Source organism: Ensifer sp. GW821-FHT05G01 (assembly GCF_059419585.1).
Genome location: NZ_JBWKSC010000014.1, coordinates 165579 through 178704, shown reverse-complemented (window position 1 = coordinate 178704; position 13126 = coordinate 165579). Strand labels below are relative to the sequence as shown.

The following is a 13126-nucleotide window of genomic DNA, read 5'->3' as shown; positions in this document are numbered from 1 at the left end:
TTTGGCTTGGATGAGGTGCTTCTATCGATCGGATGTGGCGGCGTAAAGCTTTTGCGTACCGGCTGGTTCTCTGCGCGACAAATGCACCCCGGCGAGCATGCAGCGCACGGAGCCGCCAGCAAGCTCGATGGTGGGCACGTCGAAGGCGAGCACGCGGGCCGAAGCCTCGATCGCCTTGATCTGGTCCGGCCGAAGCGAGGCAAGCGCCCGTGCCGACATCACGACGACGCGGCCATCGGCGCCATCGAGTTCGATCGCGTTACCGGCAAAGTTTTCGATCTGATCGATCGTGAGATCGATGACCTGCCGACCGGTCTCTTCCAGACGCGCACAAATTTCCTGTCGCCTTGCAGCGTCGGGGATCATGCTGGTGCCGATCAGCGCGAAATCCGTGCCGATGCACATCAATACATTGGTATGGTAGATCGAATTGCCATTGCGGTCGACCGCACCAAACATCATTGGCTCGAAATTGAAGTGGGTGCAAAAGCGCTCCAGCGCCACCTCGTTGGTGCGGTTCGAGCGTGCGGCATAGGCGACGCGACCGATATGGTCGAGCACCATCGCACCGGTGCCTTCGAGATAGACGCCGTCCTTTTCGAGGCCGGAATAGTCGATCACGTCCTGGACGCGATACTCGGTCTTGAGCATCTCGATGATGTCGGCGCGACGCTCGCTCTGGCGGCTTTCCGAATACATCGGATAGATCGCCACATGTCCGCCCGAATGGGTGGAGAACCAGTTGTTCGGAAACACCGAGTCCGGGCGCGTCACCGTCTCGTCTTCGAACAGGTGGACAGCGACGCCGGCCACCGACAGGCCGTCAGCCATGCGCGTCACCTCGTCGAAGGCGGCCGTTGCGATCGCCGAGGGCTTGCGCGCCTCGTCGGTCGACTGGAAAGCATTGTCCTTGGCCGTCATCGGGTTCGGGCCGAAATGGTGCGGACGGATCATGACGACGCCCTTCGGCGCCTGTACGGACAGTCTCTTCATGTTATGCAGCGCTCCGCTCGGCAGGTGCCGCCGGCTGCTGCCGGAACAGGCCGTAGAGGTCACGCGGGTGCTCCGGCTGCGTCGTCAGGTCGAGCTCGGTGTAGAAAGCGGTGCCCTGGATCTTGTCGCGCAAGAAGCGCAGCGCCGAAAAATCCTCGGTGGCAAAGCCGACGGAATCGAAGATGGTGATCTGTGCGCTCGAGCGACGGCCTTCGGCATCGCCGGTGATAACCTGCCAGAGTTCAGTGACCGGGAAGTCCGGCGCCATCTGTTGGATTTCGCCTTCGATCCGCGTCTGCTCCGGATATTCGACGAAGACGTCGGCGCGACGCAGGATATCACCCTGCAGCTCGGTCTTGCCCGGGCAGTCACCGCCAACGGCGTTGATGTGCACGCCGGCGCCGACCATGTTGTCGGACAGGATCGTCGCGTTGCGCTTGTCGGCCGTCACAGTCGTGATGATGTCGGCGCCAGCAACGGCCTCTTCGGCGGTCTTGGCGACGACGATGTCGAAATCCATGTCGGCGAGGTTCTTCAGGAACTTGTCCGCTGCCTCGATGTCGATATCGAAAACCTGCAGGCGTTTGATACCGAGCAGCGCCCGGAATGCCAGAGCCTGGAATTCCGACTGCGCGCCAAGGCCGATGATCGCCATCGAGCGAGCATCAGGACGGGCAAGGTATTTTGCTGCCAGGGCCGAGGTTGCGGCGGTGCGCAGCCCGGTCATGATCGTCATCTCGGACACGAGACAGGGATAACCCGTGCTGACATCCGAAAGCACGCCGAACGCCGTTACCGTCTGCAGGCCGACATTGGGGTTCGTCGGATGACCGTTCACGTATTTGAAGCCGTAATGCTCGCCGTCCGACGTCGGCATCAACTCGATGACCCCCGTCTTCGAGTGGCTCGCCAGCCGAGGCGTTTTTTCAAAAGCGTTCCATCTGCGGAAATCGTCTTCGATATACTCCGCAAGACCCAACAGGAACGTTTCAATGCCGATCGATTTGACCAGCTCGATTACGTTGCCGACACCGACATACTGAACCACGATTCCAACTCCATCGGGAAATTCGATAAAGTCAGCCTAGGCATGCAAGAAGCGAGTTGAAATTTGAAACTTGCGCAAATTTTTGCAAAAGATTGCACATATTGCACAACTCCCCTATAAGATTCTTATGCACATCTTCGACGACCTCGACCACCAGCTTATCTCGCTCCTGCGAGAAGACGGCCGCGCGCCATATTCCAAAGTCGCCTCGGTTCTCGGCATATCGCGGGCAACGGTGCAGACGCGCATCGACCGGCTGCTGGAGACCGGTGCGGTCCTGGGTTTCACGCTGCGCGTGCGGCAGGACTATGACCAGCGCGCAATCCGGGCAATCATGATGATCGAGGTCAGCGGGCGAACGACCACAAAGGTGATCAAATTCCTTCGCGGCCTGCCCGAGCTCTACGCTCTCCACACCACCAATGGCGCCTGGGACATGGTGGCCGAAATCCGCGCCAACAGCCTTAGCGACTTCGACCGCATCCTGCGCGAGGTCCGCGACGTCGAAGGCGTGCTCAACAGCGAGACGAGCATTCTTCTCAGCACCATCTGAAAGGGCGCATTCCCGCGCCATCACCAATACAGGCATGACCGTGAGCCACATTCCCCAGATCGATTACGATACCGCTTCCGACGCTATCCGCGCCGCCCACGACGAGGAAGTCCAGGCCCGTGGCCGCATGACCAATATGAAGCGCACGCTGTTGCATTCGCCGACGGCGCACCGGATCTACGCCGAGTGGTTCACGCTGAGGGAAGAATTGCGGCCGGCGCTCGACGATCGGGCGATCTGGCTGGTGTCGCACGCGATCTCCGAGGCGATGGAATCGCCGATCGCGATGGGCTTTTTCCGCCGCGCCTTTGCCAATTCCGGCGTGGACTTTCATTCGCTTGTGCCGACGGCAGACGAACAGCGGCTGATCGACTTCGGCCGGGCGATCGTCGCCGATTCCAATGCTGTGCCTGCAGAGATCTGGGATGGGTTGAAAGCGCGCTATGACAACGCGGCGCTGGTCAACCTCGTGGCGTTTGCCGGAATCATGGTCGCGACCGCGCTGTTCAACAACGTCGTCGAAGTCGAGTTCGACCAGGAATTGGCGCCGTTCATGGATTGAGCGGGCCGTGGCCCGAGACAGTCGGGCCACTCGTACAAAGAGGGTCAATCTGCGTATCGGGTCACAAATTCCGGGTTGCCGCGCAAGGTGTTGCTGACGGTGCAGATTTCATTCTCTGCCGCCTCGGCAATGGCATGCCGCGTCGCTTCGTCAAAATCGCCCTTGATGTCGAAGACAATCTCGAATTTCCCGATGCGTGACGGTTCATCATGCGCCTTTTCGCCGGTCACCTTGGCGCTGACTTCGGTCAAGCGGTCGAGCACGCCAAAGCGGCTGGCGGCAATGCGGGCACTCAAGACCAGGCAGCTCGCGAGCGAGGCATAAAGCAGGTCGAGCGGTCCGTAGCCCGGCTGCGATGGCCCGGTGACAATATCGAGTTCACCGCCGGTGACCGAAGTCACGTGCGGAAAACCGGTTCTGCCCACCGTGGCCGTGGCGCCTGTTTCCCGCGTTCTTACCTTCACGTCTGCCATTCGATTCGCCTTCTCCAATGTTCACGTACCGGGGTCAGCCATCGTGCAGAAGTCCCGGTCCGGTCGCCATGCCGTGGGCCACGCGTGGCCCACGGCTCTGATATGTCCGCGCTCAGTCGCTGACGCAAGTGAGCGCGCGCAGGAATCAGTTCTTCTTGACGAGGCGGTAGAAAACGAAGTCGGACGTGGCGCCGTTGACGTAGCCTTCGACCTTGTCCTTCATTGCAACCTGGGTTGCGGCCTGGAACATGATCACGATCGGCGACTTCTCCTGCACCTTGCGCTGCAGGTCGACATAGAGCGCCGAACGCTTGGCCGGATCGGCTTCCTTCAACGCAGCCTTCGTCTCTTCGTTGAGTTCGGCCGGAACCGCCCAGCCGTTACGCCACGTGGTCGTCGACTGATACTTGTCGTCCGCGTTGTCTTCGTTATAGGCGAAGGCCTTGGCGTTCGAATGCGGGTCCATGAAATCAGGGCCCCAATAGAGCAGCATGGCTTCATGGGTACGGGCGCGGTACTTGGTGATGACCTGGCTGCCGGTTCCCGGAATGATGTCGAAGGTGATGCCGGCTTCGGCAAACGAAGCCTGCAGCGACTGCGCCATATCGGTGAACGGCGTCGAGTTGATGACGTCGAGCGTGACCTTGATCGGCGTCTGGATGCCGGCGTCGGCGAGGATCTTCTTCGCCTTTTCGACATCGTAGGTGTAAGGCGTCTCATCGAGCGAGCCCGGGAAGCCCTTCGGCCAGAATGCCTGGTGGATGTCCATCTGCCCCTTCAGGAAGCTGTCGGTCATGCCCTTGTAGTCGACGAGGTAGCGGGCAGCTTCCCAGACGGCTGGAGGCTGCAGGGCTGCGGCCTTCTGGTTGAACGACAGGAAGTGAACGGCGGCCTGCGGATAAGATTCGACCTTCATGCCGCCCTTGGCGGCAACGCTTGCCATCTGATCCGGCGTCAGGTTCTTCGCCATGTCGACGTCGCCGGTCTCAAGCATCAGCTGCTGTGTCGCGGCTTCTGCGACGTGGCGGATGATCACGCCCTTGATCGCCGGAGCGCCGGCGAAATAGTTCGGGTTGCTCGCAAGGTTCAAAAGTTCGCCAGCGCGGAAAGCCTTCAGCACGAACGGACCGGAACCGGCCGAATTCGCCTTGAGCCAGGCATTGCCATAGTCACCATCGGCTTCGTTCGCCTTGACCGCTTCAGCGTCGACGACCGAGGCCGGACGGGCGGCAAGCACGTTGAGCACGAAGGCCGACGAGAAGTCGCCTTCATACTTGATCGTGACCTTGTTGCCGTCGGCGGTCACCATCTTGTCGATGTTTTCAGGGGTCCAGCCGAGCTGCGTCAGGATGAAGGCCGGTGCCTTGTTGAGCACGACGACGCGCTTGAAGGAGTAGACGACGTCTTCGCCGCGCAGCGGGTTGCCGGAAGAGAAGGTAACGCCATCGCGCAGGGTGAAGTTGATCGTCTTTGCCGCATCGTCTGCGGTCCATTCGCTGGCAAGACCAGGAGAAAGCTTCAGAACGTCAGGCGCATCATACTGCACCAGACGGTCATAGGTCTGCGTCACATATTCGCCGGACGAAAACTCATAGGCTTCGGCCGGATCGATGCTGACGATATCGTCGATGTTCTGGGCAACCACCAGCACTTCGGCAGGGGTCTCCGCCAAAGCTGCCGGAGACACGCTCAGCATAAGGGACGCCGCGAAAACCGCGACCTTGAACATTCTCATCATTGCTCTCCTATTTTCGATGAGGTTTGGTTTTTGTTGTCGTCGCCGGCTTGGGGACTGCCTGAGGCATGCCGGTCTCGTTGGGCAAGGATGTGCGGGATCGGAACAGCGGCAGCGTGCCAGTCCAGATCAGCCGAACGGGTGCATCCGTCTTGTTCCACCAATAGTGTGGCTGGATGCCCCGAAAGTGCAGGCCGTCGCCGGGGGTAAGCGTGGTCTCGTCATCATCGAGACCGAACAGGATTTCACCCGCGAGCACGTAGACCAGCTCCTCGCCCTCATGGCTGAAGACTTCCGAGCGGTGCCCGGCGGGGATGGTGATGACGAAGCTGGAGAGCTGGTTTCCGGCAAAATCCGCGCCGATGCGCTCGTAGGACACGGGCGAGCCACCGACGGAAAAGATCATGCGTTCACTGGCACGCGACAGACCGGTGTCGATCGCCGGCGCCAGGATGAAGTGATTGAGTTCGGCGTTCAGCCCCTGGGCGATCTGCGCAAGCGTGCCGAGCGAGGGCATGGCGAGGTCGCGCTCGATCTGGCTGAGATAGCCGACCGAGACGCCGGCCGCATCGCTGAGCGCCTGCAGCGTCATATGCATCTGCCGCCGCCGCGCACGCACCAGCGCGCCGATCCGCGGCTGACCCGCAGTCGCGGATCGGCCGGATGCGGTATCTGCATCCTCCGATGGCACGGTCACGATGGATTCTCCTCCCCAGTAAAATTTTTTTGATTTAAGCAAACTTATTTATATACTCCAAGCGAATTCTTGCGCTATCGACAGCCGCGACCGCAAGCGAACGAGGGATGGAATCGCCACGTGGCAGACAACAATACGACTACAGCGCCCGCGCCGACGCGCCGCGCGGGGCTACAAAGCCCGGGCAGACGGCGCCTTTTTTCGGCTCTGGGCTTTCTCGTCACGCTTGGCGTGACCTTCATCGGCCTGCTCGCAATCACCTTCTTCATCGGCCGCATCGTGCCGATCGATCCAGTACTGGCCGTCGTCGGCGACCGCGCACCCGTCGCCGTCTATGAGCGTGTCCGCGAGGAGATGGGGCTTGATCGGCCGCTGGCCGCCCAGTTCGTCAGCTATGTCGGCGACGTGGTAACCGGCAATTTCGGCACGGCGGTTTCCACAGGCAAACCCGTGATTGAGGACCTTGCTCGGGTCTTCCCGGCAACGCTGGAGATGGCAACGCTCGGCATCCTTCTCGGCGTTTTGATCGGCGTCCCGCTCGGCGTAATCGCCGCAAGCCGCCGCGGCTCATGGCTCGATCAGGGCATCCGCGTCGTCGGCCTGCTCGGTTACTCCGTACCGGCCTTCTGGCTCGGCCTTGTCGGGCTTGCGGTCTTCTACGCCAAGCTGAAATGGGTCGGCGGTCCCGGCCGTGTCGACATCTTCTATGACGGCGTCGTCACCCCGGTCACCGGCCTTATCCTCGTCGACAGCGTCATTGCCGGCGACTGGGAGATCTTCCGCAACGCGGTCTGGCACCTCATCCTGCCGGCCTCCTGCCTCGGCTTCTTCTCGCTTGCCTATATCGCCCGCATGACGCGGTCCTTCATGCTCGACCAGCTGAGCCAGGAATATGTGACCACGGCTCGGGTCAAGGGCGTTCCGGAACGGCTTGTCATCTGGCGCCATGCCTTCCGCCCGATCCGCGTACCGCTCATCACGGTCATCGGCCTTTCCTATGCCGGCCTGCTCGAAGGCTCCGTGATGATCGAGACGATCTTTTCGTGGCCCGGCATCGGCAACTACCTGACCGTCGCGCTGCTCAACGCCGACATGGCAGCCGTCCTCGGCTCGACCCTGGTGATCGGTGCGGTCTTCATCGGCATCAACAAGATATCGGACGTGCTCTATCGCGTGCTCGATCCACGTGCGCGCTAGGGAGAAGCGAACATGACAACACTTCGCGACTGGCTGATCGACGACAGCCCCGCCTCGCCGATGCAGGCGCGCCTCGGCCGGTTCTACCGGATTTTCGGCGCGCTGATGCACAACCCGCTCGCAGTGGTCGGCGCGATCATCATCCTGGTGCTCGTGTTGACCGCGCTGTTTGCGCCCTGGATCGCCACGCATGATCCGCTGCGCCAGGCGCTCGGCGAACGGCTGCTGCCGCCAAGTGCGGCGCACTGGATGGGAACCGACGAACTCGGCCGCGATATCTGGTCGCGCGTCGTTTACGGTGCGCGCATCACGCTGGCAATCGTTACCCTGGTCGCCGTGCTTGCAGCACCCGCCGGCCTGGTGATCGGCGTTGCCGCCGGCTATTTCGGCGGATGGGTCGACCGCATCCTCATGGGCATCACCGACATTTTCCTGTCGTTGCCCAAGCTGATCCTGGCGCTTGCCTTCGTCGCAGCACTTGGCCCCGGCATCGAAAACGCGATCATCGCCATCGCCATTACCTCCTGGCCCGGCTACGCCCGCGTCGCCCGCGCCGAGACGATGACGTTCAAGAACTCTGAGTTCATCTCGGCCGTGCGCCTGCTCGGCGCATCGAGCCTCAGGGTCAATCTCGGTCACGTGCTGCCGCTCTGCACCTCGTCGATGATCGTGCGTGTCACGCTCGATATGGCGGGCATCATCCTGACGGCAGCCGGCCTCGGCTTTATCGGCCTGGGTGCACAGCCGCCGCTTCCCGAATGGGGCGCGATGATCTCGCGCGGCCGTTCCTTCATTCTCGACCAGTGGTGGGTGGCAACCATGCCGGGCTTTGCGATCATTCTCGTCAGCCTCGGCTTCTGTTTCCTCGGTGACGGCCTGCGCGACGTGCTCGATCCGAAGAGCGGGGAGCAACGCTGATGAACCCGCTTCTCGAAATCGAAAACCTGCGCGTCACCTTCCCGACGCCACGCGGCGACCTTGAAGTCGTGCGAGGCCTCTCCTTCACCCTCGGCCGCGAACGCCTGGGAATCGTCGGCGAAAGCGGTTCCGGCAAGTCGATGACCGGCCGCTCGATCCTGAAACTGGTGCGCGCACCGGGCCGGGTCACGGCCGACAAGCTGACCTTCGACGGCATCGACCTCCTGACGCGCTCCGAACGGCAGATGCGCCCGATCCGCGGCGCCCGCATTTCGATGGTGATGCAGGATCCGAAGTTCTCGCTGAACCCGGTCATGACGATCGGCGAGCAAATCGCCGAGGCGCTTTTGACGCATCAGCGCCTGCCGCGCCGCGAGGTCAACAACCGCGTCCTGACCATGCTGGAATCGGTGCGCATCGCCGATCCGGAACGCGTTGCCAAGCTCTACCCGCATGAAGTGTCCGGCGGCATGGGTCAGCGCGTGATGATCGCGATGATGCTGATCCCGGAGCCGGACCTGCTGATCGCCGACGAGCCGACTTCCGCACTCGACGTCTCGGTGCAGGCCCAGGTTCTCGACATCATCGATGAGCTGGTCAAGCGCAAGGGTATGGGCCTGATCTTCATCAGCCACGACCTCAACCTTGTTTCGAGCTACTGCGACCGCATTCTGGTGATGAACACTGGTGAAGTGGTTGAAGAGTGCAAGGCGGGTGAGTTGATGAACGCCAAGCATCCCTATACGCGCGGCCTCATCGCCTCCATCCCGCGTCTCGACGAAACCCGGACCGAGCTTCCCGTGCTCGACCGCAGCGCATGGGCCAAGAAATGACGGCGCTTTCCCTCAAGAACCTCGATATCTTCTACGGCGAAGCGCATATCACGCACGACGTCAACCTCGAGATTGCCGATGGCGAAAGCTTCGCCCTCGTTGGTGAAAGTGGCTCCGGCAAGTCGACCGTGCTGAAGGCGATCGCAGGCCTGGCGCCTGAGTGGACCGGTGAGATCAACGTTTTCGGCAAGCCGCGCAGCCATGGCATCGACCGTGCCTTCTCCCGTCAGTGTCAGATGGTGTTCCAGGACCCCTACGGCTCGCTGCATCCGCGCAAGACCGTCGACGCCACGCTCGGCGAAGCGCTGACGATTCACGGCATCGGCGATCGCAGCGCCCGCATCGAAGAGGTAATGTCTTCCGTCGGGCTCGACCGGAAATTCCGTTTCCGCTTTCCGCACCAGCTCTCGGGCGGCCAGCGCCAGCGTGTCGCCATCGCGCGCGCGCTGATGCTGAAGCCGAAGGTGCTGTTGCTCGACGAACCGACCTCGGCGCTCGACGTCTCGGTGCAGGCGGAGATTCTGAACCTGCTGAAGCGATTGCGGCAGGAACAGAACCTGACTTTCCTGATGGTCACCCACAACCTGCCGGTCGTTTCCTTCCTCTGCGATCGGCTGGCTGTCATGCGGCAGGGCCGCATCGTCGAGGTGGCCGACGTTGCCGACCTCAAGCGTGGCGACCTCAAGGACCCCTATTCGCGCGAACTGATGCACATCAGCGCAGCGCACGCGAATTAATCAACATCCCAAGGACATATGATGAACAGTGAACAGATCGCTGCCGCATTGGCTGAATTCGATGCGGCGATTGCAAGGGAAACCGACGCGGACACCATCTTGGGCGCGCTTCAGACGCTTTGCCGCCAGGTGATCGGCGCCAAACTCTTCACGACGATGACCGTCGATATGGTCAATGAAGTTGCCCGTCGTGCCTACACGTCGCACCCGGAAGAATACCCGACGTCCGGCACCAAGCCGATCCGCTATGACAGCTGGTTCGACATCGTGCACAAGGAGCATAAGACCTTCGTGGCCAACACCATTGTCGATATCTCCAAGGTGTTCGGCGATCACGAGACGATCTGGGCGCTCGGCTGCGGCTCGGTCGTCAACATCCCCGTGGTTGTCGGCGGCGAACTGCTCGGAACCGTCAACTGCCTCGACGCCGAACAGCATTACACGCCTGAGCGCGTCGCCCTGTCGAAGCACCTGGAACTGCCTGCCAAGCTGGCGTTTCTTGCCGCTGCCCGCGCGACCAAGAACTGACTTGTCGAGGCCGGGGGCGTCGTTCGCCCCCGGCCTTAACCTCTGCTTCAGCGTCCGATCGCCATCCCGGTCTGCTTCAGGAAGAAATGCATATTCTGCGCCTCGATCGGCACCTCGATCGTATCGTCCGGCCTGACCGGTGACGCCGCGTGTATCTGTCCAGTGAAGGTCGCTTGTCCCACCCTTCCGAGCGCCAGCGTATGGGGACCCAGCGGCTCGATATCGCGCACCTGTAGCGTCAGCCTTGGCGCATCGGCTTCTGACGACATAGTATGCTCCGGGCGAATGCCGAGCACGACGGCCTGACCGACAAAAGCGTCCAGTTTTCTGGCGCGCGTGTCCGGGATCTTGACCGCGACACCGCCATCCGCCCTGAACCACAGCCCGCCATCACCGCGTTCGAGCAATCCTTCGACGAAATTCATGCTCGGCGCACCGATGAATGCGGCGACGAACAGATTGCTCGGCGCCTCGTAGAGCGTGATCGGATCGGCCGCCTGCTCGATACGTCCCTGGTTCATGACGACAACGCGGTCCGCCATCGTCATGGCCTCGACCTGATCGTGGGTGACGTAGACCGCTGTGGTCTGAAGCCTTCGGTGTAACAGTTTGATTTCCGTGCGCATTTCAATGCGCAGTTTGGCGTCGAGGTTCGACAGCGGCTCATCGAACAGGAAGACATCCGGCTGGCGGACAATCGCGCGGCCGATGGCGACACGCTGGCGCTGGCCACCGGACAGAGCGCTCGGCTTGCGGCTGAGGTAAGCGCCAAGGTTGAGAATGCGGGCCGCCTCAGCGACCGATTTTTCGATATCGGCCTTGGACGTGCCCCGCACCTTCATGCCGTAACCGATATTCTCCGCCACCGTCATATGCGGGTAGAGCGCGTAGTTCTGGAACACCATCGAGCAGTTGCGCAGGCCCGGGCGCAAGTCGGTGACATCACGTTCACCGATCCGGACCGTGCCCGAAGAAGCCGTCTCAAGGCCCGCAATCATGCGCAGGGTGGTCGTCTTGCCGCAACCGGATGGCCCGACGAGCACGACGAACTCCCGGTCGGCAATTTCGAGATCGAGCGGCGGGATAACGGTGACGCTACCGAAGGACTTGGTGATTTGCTCCAACCGGACCTGGGACATGCTGACGCCTTTTCTCATGACGGTAGCCGGCGCGAAAGCGGCCGGGATGCTGCATAATTCCGCAAATCGACATCGATTTGAGCAATTATCCAGCAGGTTTCAAGCGCTACAGCGCCTCGGGCGCGTCATAGCTAACGCATTGCGCTGTAGTGTATCTGCGGCCAGTGTGACCCGGCCGCAGGGACCGCGAAGCTCGCCCCGATCGTTTCGGGGCGAGCACTCGATCATCTCACTTCTGTGGCAGGCCCATCGATGCGCGATAGGCAGCGAGCTGCTTGTCGCGACCGAACTCGTCCGTCAGCTGGTTCCACTGCTCAGCGACGCTGTCGAGCGCCTGTTGCGGCGTGACTTCTCCGGCAAGCGCCTTGGAGAGTTCGATCTCCAGCACTTCCGTGTAGGAGAAATAGCCGGGCAGGCGCATGTCGAGGGCGATGTTCTTCGCGGTGACCGCATCCTTCTGCGCCCCCAGATACTCCTTGGCTTCACGCTCGGAGAAGATCTTCGACCAGAGGTCGAGATTGGTCGTGTGCGAGATGCGATAGGGATTGACGCCGGTGCCGCCGGTGATCGCCGCCTGGCCGGAAACGGCAGGGCTCGACAGATACTGGATGTAGTTCCAGGCCGCTTCCTGCTTGGTCGACGATGCGGGCACCGCCGCCTGCCAGCCACCGAAGGCCATGAACGAGGTCTGGACGACGTGATCGAACTTGTCCCACTTCTTGGTCTTGTAGTTCCAGATCTCGTCCGATCCCGGCAACGGTGCAGAGCCAACACTGCCTGCAACCTTCGACTGCTTCGGATCGGCGCCGATAACGCCGGTATCGCCCCAGCCGATCGATTCCGCCACCTGGCCGCCGGCAAAGGCGGCATTCACTTCACCAAAGGAGAAGTTGAGCGCATTCGGCGGCGCAAGTTTCGACGCGCGAATGTATTCCTCGAGGCCACGAACCCAGCCCGGATTGTTGACCTGTGCATCCATCGTGTCCGGATCGAAGAACATGCCACCCGGATTGCCGGGATGGCTGGTGTAGCCGGCGACGTGACTGAACAGGAACCAGAACTGCTGACCGCCGCGACGGAAGGCTTCCGCCGTGCCCCACAGGTTATTGGTCGGCTGGTTGAAGTACTCGGCAATGTCGAGATACTGCTTCCAGGTCTTCGGCGGCGCGAGATCGTAGCCGTACTTGTCCTTGAAGGCCTTCTGGTTGTCGGCGTTTTCGAACAGGTCGATGCGGTAGCTGTAGGTATGGGCGTCACCGTCCATCGTCTGCGACAGGATCTTGCCGTTCCAGACCATCAACTGCTCGCGATAGACCGGCGCGATATCCTCCCAGTCGGCGCCCTTCTGCATGTCACCCGGCATTTCCGACAGGAAATCGGTAAAGTCCGGCGCCCAGGCCGGCGCAAAGGCGATGACGTCGAAGGCATCTTCACCCGATGTCAGGGACGTGACGATTTTCGGGTAGAGTTCCGACCACGGAAACTCGACGACCTTCACCTTGCCGCAGGTCTTTTCCTCCCACCCCTTGGCCGCAAGTTGCAGCGCGGACGCGATATAGGGCCCGGTCTGCGTGGTCGCCGTCAGTTCGACGCCGGAATAGTCGGGGTCGCATGCGAGTGCCGTGCCGGTGCTTGCCATGGCAAGAACACCCAGCGACGCTGATGTCAGTAGCAGTTTCCTCATTCTTTCCTCCCTTGAATGAATTGTTGCCG

14 protein-coding genes are annotated in these 13126 nt (G+C 61.5%); 7 read left to right on the top strand and 7 right to left on the bottom strand.

The features are described from left to right. Window positions 1-21: 21 nt before the first annotated feature. Together ctlX and ocd are read right to left on the bottom strand one after the other, a co-directional pair. On the bottom strand, window positions 22-993 hold the full coding sequence (ctlX, locus tag AC07UR_RS28340; protein ID WP_209789985.1) for a citrulline utilization hydrolase CtlX: 972 nt from the start codon (window positions 991-993) through the stop codon (window positions 22-24). Window position 994: 1 nt separating this feature from the next. Further along, window positions 995-2044 (bottom strand): ornithine cyclodeaminase, encoded by a 1050-nt coding sequence (ocd, locus tag AC07UR_RS28335; RefSeq protein WP_209790272.1) that lies wholly within the window; start codon window positions 2042-2044, stop codon window positions 995-997. Window positions 2045-2168: 124 nt separating this feature from the next. Here ocd and AC07UR_RS28330 point away from each other — a divergent pair, with 124 nt between their 5' ends. Both AC07UR_RS28330 and AC07UR_RS28325 read left to right on the top strand, forming a co-directional pair. Further along, on the top strand, window positions 2169-2594 hold the full coding sequence (locus AC07UR_RS28330) for an Lrp/AsnC family transcriptional regulator (protein WP_025428636.1): 426 nt from the start codon (window positions 2169-2171) through the stop codon (window positions 2592-2594). A gap of 40 nt (window positions 2595-2634) precedes the next feature. Further along, window positions 2635-3156, top strand: a complete 522-nt coding sequence (locus AC07UR_RS28325; RefSeq protein WP_209789986.1) for a hypothetical protein — start codon at window positions 2635-2637, stop codon at window positions 3154-3156. Window positions 3157-3200: 44 nt separating this feature from the next. On the opposite strand, the gene AC07UR_RS28320 is transcribed toward AC07UR_RS28325, so the two are convergent. The 3 genes from AC07UR_RS28320 to AC07UR_RS28310 all read right to left on the bottom strand — a co-directional run bounded on the left by AC07UR_RS28320 (window position 3201) and on the right by AC07UR_RS28310 (window position 6061). Then, entirely contained in the window at window positions 3201-3629 is a 429-nt protein-coding gene (locus tag AC07UR_RS28320; RefSeq protein WP_173423022.1) for an OsmC family protein, read from the bottom strand. A 145-nt stretch (window positions 3630-3774) separates the two neighbouring features. Then, on the bottom strand, window positions 3775-5364 hold the full coding sequence (locus AC07UR_RS28315; protein ID WP_209789987.1) for an ABC transporter substrate-binding protein: 1590 nt from the start codon (window positions 5362-5364) through the stop codon (window positions 3775-3777). A 10-nt stretch (window positions 5365-5374) separates the two neighbouring features. After that, window positions 5375-6061, bottom strand: a complete 687-nt coding sequence (locus AC07UR_RS28310) for a helix-turn-helix domain-containing protein (protein WP_327795839.1) — start codon at window positions 6059-6061, stop codon at window positions 5375-5377. 120 nt (window positions 6062-6181) lie between these two features. Here AC07UR_RS28310 and AC07UR_RS28305 point away from each other — a divergent pair, with 120 nt between their 5' ends. From AC07UR_RS28305 to AC07UR_RS28285, 5 genes are read left to right on the top strand one after another with little or no spacing between them, the layout of a single operon-like run. After that, window positions 6182-7258: an ABC transporter permease gene (locus AC07UR_RS28305; protein WP_173423024.1), complete on the top strand. Its 1077-nt coding sequence runs from the start codon at window positions 6182-6184 to the stop codon at window positions 7256-7258. A 12-nt stretch (window positions 7259-7270) separates the two neighbouring features. Continuing rightward, window positions 7271-8176, top strand: a complete 906-nt coding sequence (locus AC07UR_RS28300; RefSeq protein WP_077501841.1) for an ABC transporter permease — start codon at window positions 7271-7273, stop codon at window positions 8174-8176. After that, window positions 8176-9009 carry an ABC transporter ATP-binding protein gene (locus AC07UR_RS28295; protein ID WP_077501842.1) on the top strand — a complete coding sequence of 278 codons (834 nt, stop codon included), beginning with the start codon at window positions 8176-8178 and terminating at the stop codon, window positions 9007-9009. Before AC07UR_RS28300 ends, AC07UR_RS28295 begins: the two co-directional genes overlap by 1 nt. Continuing rightward, the gene (locus AC07UR_RS28290; protein WP_173423025.1) at window positions 9006-9746 is read left to right on the top strand and encodes an ABC transporter ATP-binding protein; all 741 of its coding nucleotides are present in this window, start codon (window positions 9006-9008) and stop codon (window positions 9744-9746) included. The genes AC07UR_RS28295 and AC07UR_RS28290 overlap by 4 nt, the downstream gene beginning before the upstream one ends. Window positions 9747-9767: 21 nt before the next feature. After that, window positions 9768-10274 carry a GAF domain-containing protein gene (locus tag AC07UR_RS28285; protein ID WP_209789988.1) on the top strand — a complete coding sequence of 169 codons (507 nt, stop codon included), beginning with the start codon at window positions 9768-9770 and terminating at the stop codon, window positions 10272-10274. 47 nt (window positions 10275-10321) lie between these two features. Here the strand turns inward: AC07UR_RS28285 and AC07UR_RS28280 are convergent, their stop codons facing one another. Both AC07UR_RS28280 and AC07UR_RS28275 read right to left on the bottom strand, forming a co-directional pair. Then, window positions 10322-11413, bottom strand: coding sequence for an ABC transporter ATP-binding protein (locus AC07UR_RS28280; protein ID WP_209789989.1), 1092 nt, complete (start codon window positions 11411-11413; stop codon window positions 10322-10324). 229 nt (window positions 11414-11642) lie between these two features. Continuing rightward, entirely contained in the window at window positions 11643-13097 is a 1455-nt protein-coding gene (locus AC07UR_RS28275; protein WP_209789990.1) for an ABC transporter substrate-binding protein, read from the bottom strand. Window positions 13098-13126: the final 29 nt, after the last annotated feature.

Excerpts from the sequence above, each read along its gene's own strand:
- ctlX (WP_209789985.1), bottom strand. The coding sequence starts at position 993 with ATGAAGAGACTGTCCGTACAGGCGCCGAAGGGCGTCGTCATGATCCGT.
- AC07UR_RS28330 (WP_025428636.1), top strand. The coding sequence starts at position 2,169 with ATGCACATCTTCGACGACCTCGACCACCAGCTTATCTCGCTCCTGCGA.
- AC07UR_RS28320 (WP_173423022.1), bottom strand. The coding sequence starts at position 3,629 with ATGGCAGACGTGAAGGTAAGAACGCGGGAAACAGGCGCCACGGCCACG.
- AC07UR_RS28315 (WP_209789987.1), bottom strand. The coding sequence starts at position 5,364 with ATGAGAATGTTCAAGGTCGCGGTTTTCGCGGCGTCCCTTATGCTGAGC.
- AC07UR_RS28300 (WP_077501841.1), top strand. The coding sequence starts at position 7,271 with ATGACAACACTTCGCGACTGGCTGATCGACGACAGCCCCGCCTCGCCG.
- AC07UR_RS28295 (WP_077501842.1), top strand. The coding sequence starts at position 8,176 with ATGAACCCGCTTCTCGAAATCGAAAACCTGCGCGTCACCTTCCCGACG.
- AC07UR_RS28290 (WP_173423025.1), top strand. The coding sequence starts at position 9,006 with ATGACGGCGCTTTCCCTCAAGAACCTCGATATCTTCTACGGCGAAGCG.
- AC07UR_RS28285 (WP_209789988.1), top strand. The coding sequence starts at position 9,768 with ATGAACAGTGAACAGATCGCTGCCGCATTGGCTGAATTCGATGCGGCG.
- AC07UR_RS28280 (WP_209789989.1), bottom strand. The coding sequence starts at position 11,413 with ATGTCCCAGGTCCGGTTGGAGCAAATCACCAAGTCCTTCGGTAGCGTC.
- AC07UR_RS28275 (WP_209789990.1), bottom strand. The coding sequence starts at position 13,097 with ATGAGGAAACTGCTACTGACATCAGCGTCGCTGGGTGTTCTTGCCATG.